This is a genomic window from Streptomyces xiaopingdaonensis (assembly GCF_000262345.1).
Lineage (GTDB): Bacteria > Actinomycetota > Actinomycetes > Streptomycetales > Streptomycetaceae > Streptomyces > Streptomyces xiaopingdaonensis.
On record NZ_AJTQ01000115.1, the window covers coordinates 22,279 to 38,764 of the forward strand.

Annotated in this window: 13 protein-coding genes and 1 pseudogene; 1 reads left to right on the plus strand and 13 read right to left on the minus strand. The window is 71.5% G+C overall.

Going from position 1 to position 16,486, the window contains the following annotated elements; translation table 11 throughout:
- Positions 1 to 280: 280 nt before the first annotated feature.
- The 4 genes and pseudogenes from UWG_RS0108865 to UWG_RS0108875 all read right to left on the minus strand — a co-directional run bounded on the left by UWG_RS0108865 (position 281) and on the right by UWG_RS0108875 (position 4,132).
- Positions 281 to 1,066: an ArsR/SmtB family transcription factor gene (locus tag UWG_RS0108865; RefSeq protein WP_016906847.1), complete on the minus strand. Its 786-nt coding sequence runs from the start codon at positions 1,064 to 1,066 to the stop codon at positions 281 to 283.
- A 334-nt stretch (positions 1,067 to 1,400) separates the two neighbouring features.
- Positions 1,401 to 1,866: pseudogene (locus UWG_RS32065) on the minus strand (iron chaperone).
- Between the two features lie 95 nt (positions 1,867 to 1,961).
- Positions 1,962 to 3,029 carry a polyprenyl synthetase family protein gene (locus tag UWG_RS0108870; RefSeq protein ID WP_016906848.1) on the minus strand — a complete coding sequence of 356 codons (1,068 nt, stop codon included), beginning with the start codon at positions 3,027 to 3,029 and terminating at the stop codon, positions 1,962 to 1,964.
- Entirely contained in the window at positions 3,026 to 4,132 is a 1,107-nt protein-coding gene (locus UWG_RS0108875) for a tetratricopeptide repeat protein (RefSeq protein WP_016906849.1), read from the minus strand. Before UWG_RS0108875 ends, UWG_RS0108870 begins: the two co-directional genes overlap by 4 nt.
- Positions 4,133 to 4,764: 632 nt before the next feature.
- Here UWG_RS0108875 and UWG_RS0108880 point away from each other — a divergent pair.
- Positions 4,765 to 6,207 carry a glyceraldehyde-3-phosphate dehydrogenase gene (locus tag UWG_RS0108880; protein ID WP_016906850.1) on the plus strand — a complete coding sequence of 481 codons (1,443 nt, stop codon included), beginning with the start codon at positions 4,765 to 4,767 and terminating at the stop codon, positions 6,205 to 6,207.
- Between the two features lie 75 nt (positions 6,208 to 6,282).
- Here UWG_RS0108880 and UWG_RS0108885 read toward each other — a convergent pair whose 3' ends face one another.
- The 9 genes from UWG_RS0108885 to UWG_RS0108925 form a co-directional block, all read right to left on the minus strand.
- Positions 6,283 to 6,705: a GNAT family N-acetyltransferase gene (locus UWG_RS0108885; protein WP_016906851.1), complete on the minus strand. Its 423-nt coding sequence runs from the start codon at positions 6,703 to 6,705 to the stop codon at positions 6,283 to 6,285.
- Positions 6,706 to 6,752: 47 nt separating this feature from the next.
- Positions 6,753 to 8,243, minus strand: a complete 1,491-nt coding sequence (locus UWG_RS0108890) for a DEAD/DEAH box helicase (RefSeq protein ID WP_016906852.1) — start codon at positions 8,241 to 8,243, stop codon at positions 6,753 to 6,755.
- 291 nt (positions 8,244 to 8,534) lie between these two features.
- Positions 8,535 to 8,738 (minus strand): cold-shock protein, encoded by a 204-nt coding sequence (locus UWG_RS0108895; RefSeq protein ID WP_016906853.1) that lies wholly within the window; start codon positions 8,736 to 8,738, stop codon positions 8,535 to 8,537.
- Positions 8,739 to 9,015: 277 nt separating this feature from the next.
- Positions 9,016 to 10,803, minus strand: coding sequence for a gamma-glutamyltransferase family protein (locus UWG_RS0108900; protein ID WP_016906854.1), 1,788 nt, complete (start codon positions 10,801 to 10,803; stop codon positions 9,016 to 9,018).
- A 36-nt stretch (positions 10,804 to 10,839) separates the two neighbouring features.
- Positions 10,840 to 11,847 (minus strand): ABC transporter ATP-binding protein, encoded by a 1,008-nt coding sequence (locus tag UWG_RS0108905; RefSeq protein ID WP_016906855.1) that lies wholly within the window; start codon positions 11,845 to 11,847, stop codon positions 10,840 to 10,842.
- Positions 11,844 to 12,824 (minus strand): ABC transporter ATP-binding protein, encoded by a 981-nt coding sequence (locus tag UWG_RS0108910; protein ID WP_016906856.1) that lies wholly within the window; start codon positions 12,822 to 12,824, stop codon positions 11,844 to 11,846. The genes UWG_RS0108905 and UWG_RS0108910 overlap by 4 nt, the downstream gene beginning before the upstream one ends.
- Complete coding sequence (locus UWG_RS0108915) at positions 12,821 to 13,690, minus strand: ABC transporter permease (RefSeq protein ID WP_016906857.1); 870 nt, start codon at positions 13,688 to 13,690, stop codon at positions 12,821 to 12,823. Before UWG_RS0108915 ends, UWG_RS0108910 begins: the two co-directional genes overlap by 4 nt.
- The gene (locus UWG_RS0108920) at positions 13,687 to 14,640 is read right to left on the minus strand and encodes an ABC transporter permease (protein ID WP_016906858.1); all 954 of its coding nucleotides are present in this window, start codon (positions 14,638 to 14,640) and stop codon (positions 13,687 to 13,689) included. Before UWG_RS0108920 ends, UWG_RS0108915 begins: the two co-directional genes overlap by 4 nt.
- Entirely contained in the window at positions 14,637 to 16,286 is a 1,650-nt protein-coding gene (locus UWG_RS0108925; RefSeq protein ID WP_016906859.1) for an ABC transporter substrate-binding protein, read from the minus strand. The genes UWG_RS0108920 and UWG_RS0108925 overlap by 4 nt, the downstream gene beginning before the upstream one ends.
- Positions 16,287 to 16,486 lie beyond the last annotated feature (200 nt).

Here is a 16,486-nt window from a genome sequence, read left to right on the forward strand (position 1 = left end):
CTTTTGTTCGTGCGTCCGACTGGCAGAAAGGGCAACCGAGGCTCTTGGGATGTCAGTTGAGCGGGGCGCACCGGGCTTCCCTGGTGAAGGTCGCGCGAGCTGCCAAGCGGCGAATTTCATGGCCGGTGGAGACGATCACCTAGGCGATCCGTCGGGCACGGCCGATCGCCCGTTTCGAGGAGGACACAGGCTTCCCTGGCTGTTCGGCTTTCGCCGACTTCGAATCCGCCGGTAACAGCGCGACGACATTGACGGAGCCCTCGGCTTCGCGGCCGGTGGATCAGGCCTTTTCGAGGATCGTCTTCAGCTCGGACATCATCATGACCCAGCCTCCGCTGACGCCTTCGAGCATCTTCAAGTCGGCAGAGGTGAAGCCGTCGTGGGTGATGGTGAGCTTGACGCCGAGTTCCGGCTCCTCGGCCGGCTCGATGTCGAAGGCGACCTTCGAGCGTTCCTTGACGGCCTCGGCGAACTCCGCATCGCTCATGCCGAACATCTCCTGATGCATCGGCTGCAGCGTGTGCCAGGTGTACGCAAGCCGCTTGCCCGGCTCCGACTCGGTGACCACCTGCCCGAGGTCCTGCGGCTCGCCGCCGTCCTCGACCGGCCACAGCACCTTCGACCCGACCCGCCAGTCCGAGGAGGGCGCCCAGTCGCCGTGGTACTGCTGCAGAAACTCCGGACTGGTCAGGCCCTCCCAGAGCTTCTCGGGCGTGGTGTGGATGTAGATCGTATAGACGAACTCGGGCTTGCTCATCGCCGTTCCTTCCAGGGCGTGCTTCGGATTGCTGAGCGCGGTCATCCGGCCCCGCTCGTACTGGCCGATCCAGCGGTCGGTGATCTTGTGGATGGGCACGGGGTCGAGGTAGTGGAGCCTTTCCCGGCCGCGCCGGAGCGCCGTGACCAGGCCCGCCCTCTCCAAGATCGTCAAGTGCTTGGACACTGCCTGCCTGGTCATCTCCAGCCCCGTAGCCACCTCGCGCAGGCTCTGTCCGTTCCGCTCGTTCAGCCGGTCCAGCAGTCGCCTGCGGCTCGCGTCCGCTAGTGCCTTGAACACCTCGTCCATGTCATCCCGCCCCTCACTCTGAAACTGGCAACCACTTGGTTGCGTGGCAAGTCGGCGAGCGGTGCCGCTGAGCACGGCCGGGTCGAGACAGCCCGCGAACTGGTCGCAAGAACAAGAGCCGCCGGCACCCCGCTTCGGAAGGCGGCGCATCATCGTGCCGGTCACCTATCACTTGTCCCGCAACTCTCCAGGCCGTGCCGGAGGCTGGTCGGCGGTTCCGAGATGGCGACAGAAAAGTGAGGGCCGCTTCTCTTTTCGGTCAAAGTAATTTTCGCTGCCTCGTGCTGCGAGTGGGAATTGAGTCGGTGGTCGCCGGCAGGAAAAAGTGCTCTCCTCACCCCACCGCCCGCTCGACCAGTTCGCTGATCCTCGCCTCCGCCGCCGGGCTCGTCTCGGTCAGGGCGTACGACGTCGGCCACAGGCCCGTGTCGTCGTCGAGGGTGGCCTCCTCGGTGAAGCCGAGGGTCGAAGTAGCGGGCCTTGTCCTTCTGGGCGCTCCGGAAGAAGCAGAGGACCTTGCCGTTTTTGGCGTAGGCGGGCTGGCCGTACCAGAGTTTCGGTGACAGCTCCGGGGCCGCGGTGGTGACGAGCGTGTGGACGCGTTCGGCCAGGGAGCGGTCGGGTTGGGGCATTTCCGCGATCTTTGTGAGTACGTCTCTTTCGTCGGCTGCTGCTTTGTCGGCGGTGCGGCTGCGGCGGGTGGCTGATTTCGACTCCGCGGCGCGCTCTCGTACGGCGGCGCGCTCCTCTTCTGAGAGGTTCTCCGAGGAGGAGGCGTCGGAGTTCGGTGTGGTGTTCATGGGTTCCGCGCCCCGTTCGTGTGTCGGCCGGCCTTGCACGTTAGAGGTACGAACGGGGCGGGTGCTTCTCGGATTCTGATCGAGTACGGGTGTCGTCACACCGTCCGGTGCAGCAGGAAGCCCATCAGTGTCTCCAACTCCCGTGCAGTGGCCGGGTGCAGGGCGACGTCGTGCAAGCAGGCGTGCGCGGCGGCGAGTTGCTCGCGGGTCTCGTCCAGGGCCGCGGCGCGGCCGCCGGACTCGTCGATCAGGCGGGAGGCGTGGAGGAGGGAGCGGTCGTCGAGTGGAGTGGGGGAGTTCAGGAGTGCGGCGAGTTCGCGGGAGGCGCGGTCGTCGGTGGTGAGCGCGGTGAGGACGGGGTGGGTCTTCTTCCGGTTGCGGAGGTCGCTGTGGACGGGTTTGCCGGTGACGGCCGGGTCGCCCCAGATGCCGAGGAGGTCGTCCACGGCCTGGAAGGCGAGGCCGAGGTGGCGTCCGACGCGGTCGAGTGCGGTGACGGTCTCCGCGGGGGCGCCGCCGAGGAGTGCGCCGAGGGCGGTGGCGCAGCCGAGGAGCGCGCCGGTCTTGCGCTCCGCCATGGAGCGGTACTCCTCCGGGTGGACCGCATCAGGGCCCGTCCAGGGGCGTGCCTCGAAGGAGAGGTCCTCCGCCTGGCCGCGGACGAGTTCGGTGAGGGTCGTGGAGAGTTGGCGTACTGCGGCGCCGGTGGCGGCCGTCGGCGCTTCGGCGAGGGTCCGCACCGCGAGGGCGAAGAGCGCGTCCCCGGCGAGGACGGCGGGGCCCGTGCCGTACGCCTTCCAGACGGTGTCCCGGCGGCGTCGTGTGGTGTCGCCGTCCATGACGTCGTCGTGGAGGAGGGAGAAGGTGTGGATCAGTTCGACGGCGACCGCTCCGGGGACCGCGACGCTGCCGTGCGCTCCGGCGGCCTCGGCGCCGAGTACCGCGAGGGCCTGGCGTACGCCCTTGCCCTCGGAGGCGTCGGGCGCCGGTGTGCCGTCCGCATCGCGCCAGCCGAGGGAGAAGGCGGCCATCTCGCCGGTCCAGGGATGGAGTTCGCCGACGGCTGTGGCCAGTCCGGGGCGCACCAACTCGCGGCAGCGGCGCAGGACGTCGGCTGCCGAGGTGGTCCCGGACCCGTCGAGTACGGTGCCGGGCGCGCTCATCGAGGGGTCTCCGCGGCGGGCGTCGCCTCGGGCAGCGGGCCGACGCCCAGTTCGGCGGCGGCCTTGCCGACCATCTCCCGTGCGTGTCGCAGACCGATACCTTCCAACGCGTCGCGGAGCGCGGCGAGTTCGGCGGCGGTCTCGGACCGGTCCCTGCCGAGTCGGGCGAGCGACTTGGCGAGTCCCAGCCGGGAGAGCGCCGTGCCCCGCGGCTCGTCCATCGAGGCGAACTCGTCGAGCGCCTGCGTGTACGTGTCGCGGGCCTCCGGGTAACGGCCGGCGCGGTAGAGGACGTTGCCGCGCATCTTGTGGTTGTACGCCAGGGCGCTCGGCAAGTTCATGCGGCGGCAGTCGAGTTCGGCTTCGGAGAGCAGGGCCAGGGCGCGCTCGTCGTCGCCGTCGCGTACGGACACCACGTCGGCGATGCCGCGCAGCGCCCATGCGCGGCCCCGCACGTCGTCGGCTGTTCGGGCGGTCCCGGCCGCCTCCTCGAAAAGGGCGAGCGCGGTGTCGTAGGAGCCGGTGTTGCGGTGCATCTGCGCGATGCCTTCCAGTGCCCAGACCGTGTGGCGGGCCTCGCCGCGGCTGCGGGCCTCCGCGAGGAGTTGCTCGTGGAGTTCGCCGACGGCCCGGTAGTCGCCCTGGATGCGGCCGGTCTCGGCGAGGCCGGCGAGCGAGTAGCCGCGGGCCACCACGTCGTCCCCCTGTTCGCCCAACTCGGCTGCGAGACCCAGCAGTCGGTACGCGAGCGAGAAGGCGCCCCGCTGGCGCGCGAGCGTGCCGCCGCTCCACACGGCCCATGCCATGGCGCCGACGTCGTCGGCCGAGCGGGCCGCCCGGTAGCTCGCCTTCCACGTCCGGTCGGCCTCCGCGATCCTTCCGAGCCGCCGGTACGCCTCCGCGACGGCGACTCCGCAGCGCGCCATCTCCGCCTGTTCGCCGGCCTCTTCGGCGGCCCGCAACTCTTCGACGCCCTTCGCCAGCACGTCGTCGAGGGACGAGTTCACGGAGAGCGAGCCGAGGGCGCCCTGGTACTCGGGGGCGAACGCCTTGCCTCGTGCACCGTTGCCCCCTGTCGCGGGTTCCTGGGCCACCTGTGTCATTCGATCCACCGCCACGTACACCTGTTTCCGTCTTGCCGGACCGACGTTAGGGGCGTGCAGGTGGCTGTGGAATCAGCCCTGGTGCTGGTCAACGCGTCGTACCTGGGGGCTACTCAAGGGGTGCGCGTTCATGTGCGAGTCGTACGGGGCGGCACGGGGGTCTGTCCTCGGAATGCAGAAGGCGCGGGGCCCCGCGGGGCGGAGGCGGGTACGGGGCCCGGGGTCGGTCAGCGCTTCTTGGTCTTCTTCCGCTGCCGCGGGGTCCACTCGCCCCGGTGGCACTGACAGCGGGAGTAGCCGATCATCGCCGGCCTCTGGCAGGGTTTACCGGTCTTGGTTCGGGTCGATCCGCATTTCGCCTGCTTTCCCATCCCACCTCCTGGTTCTGTCGGTCTCTCGTAGGCCATCCTCGTGGAGAAACGTGACGATTCCTGGTCCGTCGAAGCATTCCGTCCGATTCATGACCCTTGGCAGTCCGGTTTCCGCTCCCCGGGCCGTGAGCAACTCGCCCTGGAATCCCTCCGGTTGACGAAGGCGCGCCGATGCCGTCGAGGCCCCGGCGGCAGGCACGTACGGGCCGGGAGAGTTGGAGGGTTAGCATATGAGCACCCCCTAGCTCGAAAGAGAATCCTGTGACTGTCAATGAGGACGCGTTCACCAACTGGAAGCAGCGCGAGGAGATCGCGGAGTCGATGATCCCGCTCATCGGCAAGCTGCATCGGGAGCGGGACGTCACGGTCCTGCTGCACAGCCGGTCCCTGGTGAACAAGTCGGTGGTCAGCATCCTCAAGACTCACCGGTGGGCCCGGCAGATCGCCGGGGAGGAGCTCTCGGTCACCGAGACGCTGCCGTTCCTCCAGGCTCTCGCCAGGCTCGACCTCGGCCCCGCGCAGATCGACATCGGCATGCTCGCCGCCACCTACAAGGACGACGACCGCGGGCTCCCGGTGGAGGAGTTCACCGCCGAACACGTCGCGGGCGCCACGGGCGCGAACAAGATCGACCGCCGCGAGTCCCGCGACGTCGTCCTCTACGGCTTCGGCCGCATCGGCCGCCTCATCGCACGCCTGCTCATAGAGAAGGCGGGGTCGGGCAACGGGCTCCGACTCCGCGCGATCGTCGTGCGCAGGGGCGGTGAGCAGGACATCGTCAAGCGCGCCTCGCTGCTGCGCCGCGACTCCATCCACGGGCAGTTCCAGGGCACGATCACCGTCGACGAGGTGAACGGCCGGATCATCGCCAACGGCAACGCGATCGAGATGATCTACGCGGACGACCCGACGGCGGTCGACTACACGGCGTACGGCATCAAGGACGCCGTCCTCATCGACAACACCGGCAAGTGGCGCGACCGCGAGGGCCTTTCGAAACACCTCCGCCCCGGCATCGACAAGGTCGTCCTCACGGCCCCGGGCAAGGGGGACGTGCCCAACGTCGTCCACGGGGTCAACCACGACATGATCAAGCAGGACGAGCAGATCATCTCGTGCGCCTCGTGCACCACCAACGCGATCGTCCCGCCGCTGAAGGCGATGGCCGACGAGTACGGCGTGCTCCGCGGCCATGTGGAGACGGTGCACTCGTTCACCAACGACCAGAACCTGCTGGACAATTACCACAACTCGGACCGACGCGGTCGCTCGGCACCGCTCAACATGGTGCTCACGGAGACCGGCGCCGCCTCCGCCGTCGCCAAGGCGCTTCCGGACCTGCAAGCGAGGATCACCGGGAGTTCCATCCGCGTCCCGGTGCCGGACGTTTCTATCGCCATCCTCAACCTGCAGCTCGGCCGCGAGGCGGAGCGCGCGGAGGTTCTCGACCACCTCCGCAACGTCTCGCTCACCTCGCCGCTCAAGCGCCAGATCGACTACATCAGCGCGCCCGACGCGGTCTCCAGCGACTTCATCGGCTCGCGCCACGCCGCGATCGTCGACGCGGGGGCCACCAAGGTCGAGGGGGACAACGCCATCCTCTACCTCTGGTACGACAACGAGTTCGGCTACTCGTGCCAGGTCGTCCGCGTCGTGCAGTACGTCTCCAACGCGGAGTACCCGACGTACCCGGCCGTCGTCTGACCGCTTCCGGCGAACGGCCGTGGCCGACCGGCGCCCGGAAGCGGGCAGTCGGCCACGGCCGGCCGCCGGAGCGCGTCAGGATCCGGCGCCCATCACCCGGTACATGCCGACGGAGCCGTGGACCGCGGTGTCGGCGAAGCCGAACTTCTCGTAGAGGAAGCGGGCCGGGCCGTCCGCGACGAGGGTGACGTACGCCGTCGCCGGGGCCCGCCGCTCCAACTCCTCGGCGAGCGCGGCCATGATGCGCTTGCCGAGCCCCCTGCCCTGGTGCGCGGGGTGCACGCAAACGTCGACGATCTGGAACGCGGTGCCGCCGTCGCCGACGATCCGCCCCATGCCGATCGGCTCGCCCTCGTGGTGGAGGACGACGCCGTACCAGGTTCGGGGCAGTGCGAGGGCGGCGGCCTCGGGCGCCTTGTCGGAGAGGCCGGCGTCGGTACGCAGGCGCCGGAAGACCTCGACGGTGGGTACGCCCGCCTGCAGCCGGTAGTCGCCCATGGCGCGCCCTCCCGGTGTGTGCTGCGTCGTCCCGTCCGCCGAGGACGTCACCTTCCCGCGCCCTGCCGCGGCTGCCTGTGCGGCCTGCGGGACGAACGGCCCCGCCTGCTGCGGCTGTTGCGCGGCTTCGAAGCGGACGCGGACGCGGAAGCGGAGGCGGATGCCGCCGACGGCGCGGCCGGCGCGGGGGCGGTCGGCGCGGGCACCGGGACGCCGCTGGGCGTGCGTGCCCCGGTGATGCGCGCGAGAGCGTCCTCTCCGGGGGCGACGCGTGCCGTCTGGGGCGTGATGCCGGCCGTCGACATCAGGCGCGTCATCTCCCGCCGCTGCTCCGGCAGGAGGAGGGTGACGACGTTGCCCGAGGCGCCGGCGCGCGCGGTGCGGCCGGCGCGGTGGAGGTAGTCCTTGTGGTCGGTCGGCGGGTCGATGTTGACGACGAGGTCGAGGTCGGCGATGTCGATGCCGCGCGCCGCGACGTTGGTCGCCACGAGGGCGGTCACCTCGGAGTTCTTGAACTGCGCGAGGGTGCGGTTGCGTTGGGGCTGCGAGCGGCCGCCGTGGAGTGCGGCGGCGCGGACTCCGCTCTTGAGCAGGTGCTTGGCGAAGCGGTCAGCGGAGCGCTTGGTGTCGACGAAGAGGATGACGCGGCCGTCGCGTGCAGCGATCTCGGTGGCCACCGTGCGCTTCTCCTCGTCGCGGACGTGGAGCAGGTGGTGGTCCATGGTGGTGACGGCGCCGGCCGAGGGGTCGACGGAGTGCACCGTGGGGTCGTCGAGGTAGCGGCGGACGAGGCGGTCGACGTTGCGGTCGAGCGTCGCGGAGAAGAGCATCCGCTGGCCTTCCGGGTCGACCTGGTCGAGGAGTCCGGTGACCTGGGGCAGGAACCCCATGTCGCACATCTGGTCGGCCTCGTCGAGGACGGTGACGGCGACGCTCCCCAGTTCGCAGTCGCCGCGGTCGACGAGGTCCTTGAGGCGGCCGGGGGTGGCGATGACGAGTTCGGCTCCGCCTCGGAGCGCGTCGGCCTGCCGGTTGATCGACAGCCCGCCCACGACGGTCGCCGTGCGCAGCTTCAGCGACTTGGCGTACGGCGCGAGCGCCTCGGCGATCTGGTGGGCGAGTTCACGCGTCGGCGCGAGCACGAGGCCCAACGGCCGCCGCGGCTCCGCCCGTTGGCCCGCGGTACGGGCGAGCAGTGCGAGTCCGAAGGCGAGCGTCTTCCCCGAGCCGGTGCGTCCACGCCCCAACACGTCCCGGCCTGTGAGGGAGTTGGGCAGCGTCGCCGCCTGGATGGGGAACGGGGCCTCCATCCCGCGGTGCGCGAGCGTCTTGAGGAGGGGGGCCGGTATGTCGAGCTCGGAGAAGGAGGCGACGGGCGGGAGCGCGGGGGTGCGGGTCTCGGGGGGTGCGAACTCGCCGGAGGCCGGGGCGGGCCGGCGTCCCTGCGCAGGGCGCCGGTCGGCAACTGCCTGCTGCGGCCGGCGGCTGCGGCCGGCGCCGCGCGGGGACCGGGTGTTCTTGCGGGGCGGCTGGTTCAATGCGGAACCCTTCTCGATGCGGCGCGTATCGAGGAAGTCCGGGGGCGCCTTTGCGCGGTGCGGAGGTTCGCAGGATCGAGCCGAGGTACAACAGCGGCCAGCGGGGCGGGGGTTGGAGGCGGCGTCTTCGCCGGGCCGGCTCTTCGGTGCGGCCGGACGTCCCGCGCCCGCGGGGGAGTGGGCCCGGGAGGCGACGGGCGGTGCCGGCTCTCCGGGCGGGCGGCGCCGCGTGCGCCGCACAGAATGTGGCCCGCACCCTGGGGCGCGGGCCACACTCGTCGAACCGGGGCGTCAGACGGCAGTGATGTTCTCCGCCTGCGGACCCTTCTGGCCCTGGGTGACGTCGAAGGTCACCTTCTGGCCCTCAAGCAGCTCACGGAAGCCGGTGGCGTTGATGTTCGAGTAGTGGGCGAAGACGTCTGCGCCGCCGTCTTCCTGCTCGATGAAGCCGTAGCCCTTTTCCGAGTTGAACCACTTTACGGTGCCGGTAGCCAAAACTTTTCTCCTTCGGGGCAGTAACCGGAGAGCACTGTGCGCTCCGTGTTGCCGCGATGATCAACCCGTCCGGAGGTACCGGATGTAAAAGTCCGCCTCTCGAAGACGCCTTTTCCAGACGGTCCCCGAACGAAGCACTTCAAGCTATGGGAGTCAAAACTGCAACTGTCCTCGACAGTAGCACGGTGGGGCCCGACCCCGTAACTCCCGTGTACGTAACGGCGGTACACGGCGACACTCCGTACAGGCGGCCGCAGGTCCGCGGGGAGTCGCGGCGTCAGCGCCCCACCGCGTACCCCTGCATCCCGCGCGGGTTCGCCGCCGCCGCGAGGACCCCGGTCCTCGGGTCCCGCGCGACGGCGCAGAGCCGCCCCTCCGACCACGCGGGGCCCACGGTGACCTCGTGCCCCCGCTCCCGCAGCCCCTCGACGACGTCCCCGCGCATACGTCCCTCGACGGTGACGGACGCCGGACGCATGGTGCGCGGGTAGAAGGAGCCGGGAAAGGACTCGGTGTGCCAGTTCGGCGCGTCGATGGCGCCCTGCAGGTCGAGGCTTCCGCGGACGGCGGGGCGGCTCATGGCGCCGAGGAGGAAGGTGAGCTGCCACTGATCCTGCTGGTCGCCGCCGGGGGTCCCGAAGGCGAGCACCGGCTCCCCGTCACGCAGCGCAAGGGACGGGCTGAGGGTGGTGCGGGGGCGCCTGCCCGGGGTGAGGGTGCCGGGCAGCCCGGGTGTCAGCCACGTCATTTGGAGCCTCGTCCCGAGGGGGAAGCCCAGCTCGGGTATGACGGGGTTGGAGTGGAGCCAGCCTCCGCTCGGCGTTGCGCTGATCATGTTGCCCCAGCGGTCGACGACGTCGATGTGGCAGGTGTCCCCGCGCGTGGCGCCGTTCCGGCCGACCGTCGGCTCGCCCGCGCCCGCCGCTTCGACGGGGACGTCGGGGCCCGGGACGGTGTAGGGAGGCAGCCGCGGTTCCGTGCCGGGGACGGGGGTGCCGGGGCGCAGCCGCGCGGAGGCCGTCTCGTCGATCAGGGCGCGGCGGGCAGCGGCGTACTCGGGGGAGAGGAGCGCGTCGAGCGGGGCCGGCGAGGCGTCCCCGTACCACGCCTCCCGGTCGGCCATCGCGAGCTTGGTCCCCTCCACGAGGCGGTGGACGCAGGCGGGGTCCTCCGGGTCGTAGGCGAAGTCCTCGGGCAGGAGGGCGAGTTGCTGGAGGAGGCTCGGCCCCTGGGACCAGGCGCCCGGCTTGCAGACCGTCCAGTCGCCCGCGTCGAGGCTGGCGGGTTCCTCGTACGTGGCGCGCCAGGCCGCGAGGTCGTCCCCGGTGAGCGTGCCCGTGTGCCGTTCGCCCAAGGTGTCGAGCGTGGGGCGGGCCGCGGCGCCGAGCAGCGCCTCGGCCACGAAGCCCTCGCGCCAGACGCGGCGTGCGGCCTCGATCTGCTCCTCGCGGTCGGGCCCCGCGGCCTCGGCCTCGGCGAGTAGGCGGCGCCAAGTCGACGCGAGTGCCGGGTTTTTGAGCAGTTCGCCGGGTGCGGGCGGGCGGCCGTGCGGGAGGTAGACGGAGGCGGAGTCGGTCCACTCGGTCGTGAACAACTCCCGTACCGTCGAGACGGTTTCACCGATGCGTTCGACGGCGGGGACGCCGCGTTCCGCGTAGCCGACGGCGTAGTCGAGCACGGTGCGCAGGCTGCGGGTTCCGTGGTCGCGGAGGAGGAGCATCCAGGCGTCGAAGGCACCGGGCACCGCGGCGGCGAGCGGGCCCGTCCCCGGGACGAGGGAGAGGCCGAGCGAGGTGTAGTGCGCGACGGTCGCCCCCTGGGGCGCGACGCCCTGCCCGCAGAGGACGCGGACGGGGCCGCCGGCGGGTGCGAGGAGCGCGGGCACTTCTCCCGCGGGACCGTTGAGGTGCGGTTCGGCGACGTGGAGGACGAAGCCGGCGGCGACTGCCGCGTCGTAGGCGTTGCCGCCGTCCTCCAGGATCGCCATGGCGGTCTGCGAGGCGAGCCAGTGGGTGGACGAGGCCATGCCGAAAGTGCCCTGGAGGGTGGGGCGGGTGGTGAACACGGGTGCGTGGCCTCCTGGTCGGGGGTTGCGGGTGGGCTACAACTGCGGCGGTGTGCCGTCCTCGTCGACGCGGTGGCAGGCGACCTGGCGCGGGACCGGGCCCGGCAGCGTGCGCAGGGCCGGCGGTTCGACGCGGCAGCGGTCGACGGCCGCGGGGCACCGCTCGTGGAAGCGGCAGCCGGCGGGGGGCGCAAGCGGGCTCGGCGGGTCGCCCTGGAGCACGACGCGCCGGCGGGAGCGCTCGACGGCGGGGTCGGGCACGGGGACGGCGGAGAGCAGCGCCGCGGTGTAGGGGTGTCGCGGGGAGGCGAACAGGTCGGCGGTCGGTGCCTGTTCGACGATCTCGCCGAGGTACATCACCGCGATCCGGTCGGCGACGAACTCGACGGCGGAGAGGTCGTGCGTGATGAAGAGGCAGCCGAAGCCGCGGTCCCGCTGGAGGTCGGAGAAGAGGTTGAGGACGGCGGCCTGTACCGAAACGTCCAGCGCCGAGGTCGGCTCGTCGGCGACGAGGAGCCGCGGTTCGACGGAGAGCGCACGGGCGAGGGAGACGCGCTGCCGCTGGCCCCCGGAGAGCTCGTGCGGCCGCCGCCTCGCCGACTCGGGGCGCAGCCCGACGAGTCGGAGGAGTTCGGAGACGCGGCCCTGCAACTCTTCACCGTGCGCGAGACGGTGGAGCCGCAGCGGCTCCGCCACGATGCGCTCGACGGTCATCCGCGGGTCGAGGGAGGCGGACGGGTCCTGGAAGACGAGGTGGAACCCGCGACGCAGCGGACGCAGCGCCCGCCGGGAGAGCCGTGTGATGTCCGTCCCGTCGACGCGGACCGTGCCCTCCGTCGGCCGGTCCAGCCGCACGGCGCACTGCCCGACGGTCGACTTGCCCGACCCCGATTCGCCCACGAGCCCGAGGACTTCGCCCCGCGCGACGGCGAGGCTGACGCCGTCGACGGCACGGACGGTCCCGCCGCGTACGGCGAAGTGCCGTACGAGCCCGTCGAGTTCGAGTGCGGACGGGGCAACGGGTGCCGACGGTGCGTGGGTCATGGCGTCCCCTCCGGTTCCGGGTGCCAGCAGGCGACGAGGTGGCGCTCGCCTTCGGGGTGCGGGCGTGCCGTGGTGCACCGCTCGTCGGCCCGGTCGCAGCGGGGCGCGAACGTGCAGTGGTCGGCGCGTTCGGTCAGGGCGGGGACCATGCCGGGGATCTCCGTGAGCCGTCCGCCCTCCGGCGGCGTGCCCGGCCTCGGTACGGCGGCGAGGAGGCCGCGGGTGTACGGGTGGCGGGGCGAGGCGAACAGCTCGTCCGCGGTGGCGTGTTCGACGGGCCGCCCCGCGTACATCACGAGGACGCGGTCGGCGGTGTGCGCCACGACGCCGAGGTCGTGCGTGATGAGGACGACGGCCGTGCCGAGCCTCGTGCGGAGCGAGTCGAGGACGTCGAGGACGCCGGCCTGGACGGTGACGTCGAGCGCCGTGGTGGGCTCGTCCGCGATGAGGACGGCGGGATCGCAGGCGACGGCGACGGCGATCACGACGCGTTGGCGCATGCCGCCCGAGAGCTGGTGCGGGTACTCGTCGACGCGTCGGCGCGGTGCGGGTATCCCGACGAGCGAGAGCAGTTCGACGGCCCGCTCCCGCGCCTCGCGCCGTCCCAACTTCTGGTGCCTGCGCAGGACTTCGGTGATCTGCCGCCCGACGGTGAGGACGGGGTTGAGCGAGGTCATGGGTTCCTGGAAGACCATCGACAGCTCGCTGCCGCGCACGGCACGCAGCTCCGCCTCGCTCGCGCCGGCGAGCTCCCGCCCGCCGAGACGGACCGAGCCCGTGACCTTCGCGGCCTCCGGCAGCAGTCCCAGCACGGCGAGCGAGGTGACGGACTTCCCGCACCCCGACTCCCCGACGACGGCGAGGACTTCGCCCGCCCGCACGTCGAAGGAGACGCCGTCGACGGCGTGCACGGTCCGCTCGCCCGCGAAGGTGACGGCGAGGTCCCGCACCCGGAGCACCGGCTCGGTGTCGATCATCTGCCGCCTCTCTTGGGGCCCTTGGGGTCGAGTACGTCGCGTACGCCGTCGCCGAGGAGGTTGAAGGCGAGCGTGGCGGCGACGATGGCGATGCCGGGGAAGACCGCCATCCACGGTGCGGCGGCGATGTACGGCTGGGCGCCGGAGAGCATGACCCCGAGCGAGGGATCGGGCGGTTGGACGCCGAGGCCGAGGAAGCTGAGCAGCGCTTCGCTGATGATGGCCGCCGGGATGCCGACGGTCGCCTGAACGAGCAGCGCGGACGTCGCGTTCGGCAGCACGTGCCGGAAGAGGACGGTTCCGGGGCCGCCGCCCGACGCCAACGCCGCCTGCACGTAGTCGAGATGCTTGAGCCGCAACGTCTCCGCCCTTGCCACGCGCACCACTTGGGGGACGAGCGAGACCCCGATGGCGATGGTGGCGTTGAGCAGCGAGGGCCCGAGCACGGCGGCGAGGCCGACGGCGAGCACGAGGAAGGGAAAGGCGAGGAGCGTGTCCGTGACGCGGGAGACGACGGAGTCGGTGAACCGCTCGTAGTAGCCGGCGACGAGTCCCAGCGGCACCCCCACGAGGAAGGCGAGGACCACGGCGAGGACGCCTACCTGCATCGACGCGCGTGCCCCGTGGATGACGCGGGAGAGCTGGTCGCGCCCGAGGTCGTCGGTGCCGAGCCAATGCGACCAGCCGGGGCCCTGGAGGGCGGCCTGGAAGTCGGCGCGCGCTGGGTCGTACGGCGCGAGGAGCGGCGCGGCCGCGGCGGCGAGCACGAAGACGACAGCGACCGTGCCGCCCGCCAACACCGGTCCGTTTCCTGCCAGTCGGCGCCACAGCGGCGTGTCGCGGCCGGCGGCGAGTTGCGTGTTCACCGGGCGCCTCCCAGCCGTATGCGCGGGTCGATGAGGGAGTAGAGGAGGTCGACGGCGAGGTTGACGAGGATGTAGGCGGTGGCGGTGAAGAGGACGACGCCCTGGACCATGGCGTAGTCCCGCGTGAAGACGGCGTCGATCATCAGCTTCCCGAACCCGGGAAGGACGAAGATCTGCTCGGTGACGACGGCCCCCGAGATGAGCTGCCCGAGCTGGAGGCCGAGCACGGTGACGACGGTGATCAGGGAGTTGCGCAGCGCGTGTCCGCCCGTCACCTGCCAGGGCGAGAGCCCTTTGGCGCGCGCGGTGCGCACGTAGTCGGCGGAGAGCGATTCGAGCATCGCCGCCCGCGTCTGCCGCATCACGACGGCGGCGAGCCCGGTGCCGAGGACGACGGCGGGCAGGACCATCCGCCGCAGGTTCTCCGCCGGGTCCGTGCCGAACGGCACGAACCCCGAAGCGGGGAAGAGCGGGAGGGCGATGGCGAAGCCGAGGATGAGCACGATGCCGAGCCAGAAGTTCGGCACGGAGAGCCCGAGCAGCGCCACGGTGCTCGCCGCCCACTCCGCCGGCTTCCCCCTTCTGACGGCCGCGACGACGCCGGCGCCGATGCCGAGCACCACGGCGAACAGCAGGGAGAACAGGGCGAGTTCGAGGGTGACGGGGAGCGCGTCGAGGATCGCGTCGAGGACGGGCAGTCCGGTGCGTGCGGAGGTGCCGAGGTCGCCCGTCAGCGCGTGCTGGACGTACCGTGCGTACTGGACGGCGATGTTGTCGTCGAGGCCGTACTCCGCGCGGATCGCGGCGAGCGCCTCGGGCGTCGTCTCCTCGCCCGCCAGGGCCCGCGCGGTGTCCCCCGGCATGGCGCGGACGCCGACGAAGACGACGATGCTGACGAGGACGAGCGTCACGCCTGACTGGCCGAGCCTGCGCAGCAGGTAGCGGGTCACTCCCCGCCTCCCCGGACGTAGCCGGCACGGTCGAGGCGGATCAACCCGTCCCCGTAGACGCGCAGGCCCGCCACGTCCTCGGAGGCGACCACGTAGTTGCGCTCGCGGTAGAGGTAGATGACGGGGCGCTTCTCGCCCGCCGCCGCGGTGAGTCGGCGGTAGATGCGCTTGCGTTCCGCCGGGTCCGAGGTGCTGCTGCCCTCGCTCACGAGGCGGTCGACACGCGGGTCGCTGAACGCCGACCGGTTCTCCGAGCCGCCGCTGCCGACGAACGCGTCGACGTTGCCCGCCGGATCGAGCCGCCCCGACCAGCCGAGCGCCGCGGCCTGGAAGTCGCCGCGGTCGGCGTGTTCGAGAAGGGTGGCGAACTCGGTGGGGCGGAGGGTGACGTCGAACCCTGCCTCGCCCGCCATGGCTTGGACGACCTGCCCGAGCCGCAGGTGCTCGGCGGTGGTGGAGATGGTGAGTTCGACGGGCACTTCGCCCTTCACCCTCCCCTCCGACCGTGCCTCGCGCACCAGTTGGCGCGCGCGGTCCAGGTCGCGTCCGGAGCAGTCGGCGCGGGTGCCGAGTTGGCTGGAAGGGGCCACGGGCCCGCAGGCGGTGTCGTACATGCCCTGGAAGACGATCTGGTTGATGAGGTCGCGGTCGAGGGAGAGCTCGAACGCCTCGCGCAGCTTCGCGTCGCCCGCGAGGGCACCGCCGACGTCCTTCGGATCGCCCGGCTTCTCGCCGACGCCGCGGGTGTTGGCCAGGTTGACGGTGATGCCCTGGTAGCCGAGCGTCGGCGAGTTGAAGACGCGCAGTCCCTTCTCGGTGAGTGCGCTCTGCACCTCGAGCGGCGCCGTCTGGTCGCTCAACTGGGCTTCGCCGGAACGCACGTTGGCGAGGCGGACGTTGCCGTCGACGATCGTCCGGAAGACGACGCGGTCGAGGCGGACCTTCTTCGCGTCGTAGTAGCGCGGGTCCCGCTCCAGCACGATCCGGTCGCCCGTCACCCGCTCGACGAAGCGGAAGGGGCCGACGCAGGACGGGTGAGCGGCGAAGTTCTTCCCGTGCTTGCGCAGGGCGCGGGGCGACATCACCATGCCGGAGCGGTCGGCGAGCGCGCCGAGGAGCGGTTCGTAACTCTTCTTCAGGTGGATGCGGACGGTGTCGCCGCGTGCCTCGACGGCGGTGACGGGCTCGAGTTCGCTGGCGCGTGCGGACGCGGGAAGGTTGCGGTGGCGGAGCAGGGAGGTGCGGACGGCTTCGGCGTCGAGCCGGGTGCCGTCGCTGAAGCGGACGCCCTCGCGCACGGGGATCGTGACCAGCCGGCCGCCGCGGCTCACCTCGGGCATTCCGGCGGCGAGTTGGGGACGTATGCGGTTGTGCGCGTCGGTGTCGTAGAGCTTCTCGCACATCGAGGCGAAGACGGAGCGGCCGACGAGCGTGCTGCCGAGGCTCGGATCGAGCTTGTCCGGGTCGGACTTGAGGGCGACGGTGAGCGTTCCGCCGTCGGCGACCGGCCGGTCGTCGGCCATGCGGACGGGACCGACCTCGGTCGCGGCGGTGCTGAGCGGGGCGCACGCCGAGCCGAGGAGGGCGAGCACGGCGGCCGCGACGCCGGCTGCCGTGCGTCGGCGATGGCGCGGTGGGGTACGCAAGTGGGCCCACCTCCCGGTGAGTTCGGGGCTCCTCGGTGATCGAGTGCGGCCGAACGTATGCGCTGGAAGGCGGCATGGCAAGAGTCGGGACAGCGCCGGCGTACGCGGCTGACCTGCTGGATTGCGCCTGTGTTACGGGAGGTTCGGCGTCGCGCCGCCGTATCGGTGCGTGGCTGCGGGCGGCCGGCGCGGGCGTGCAC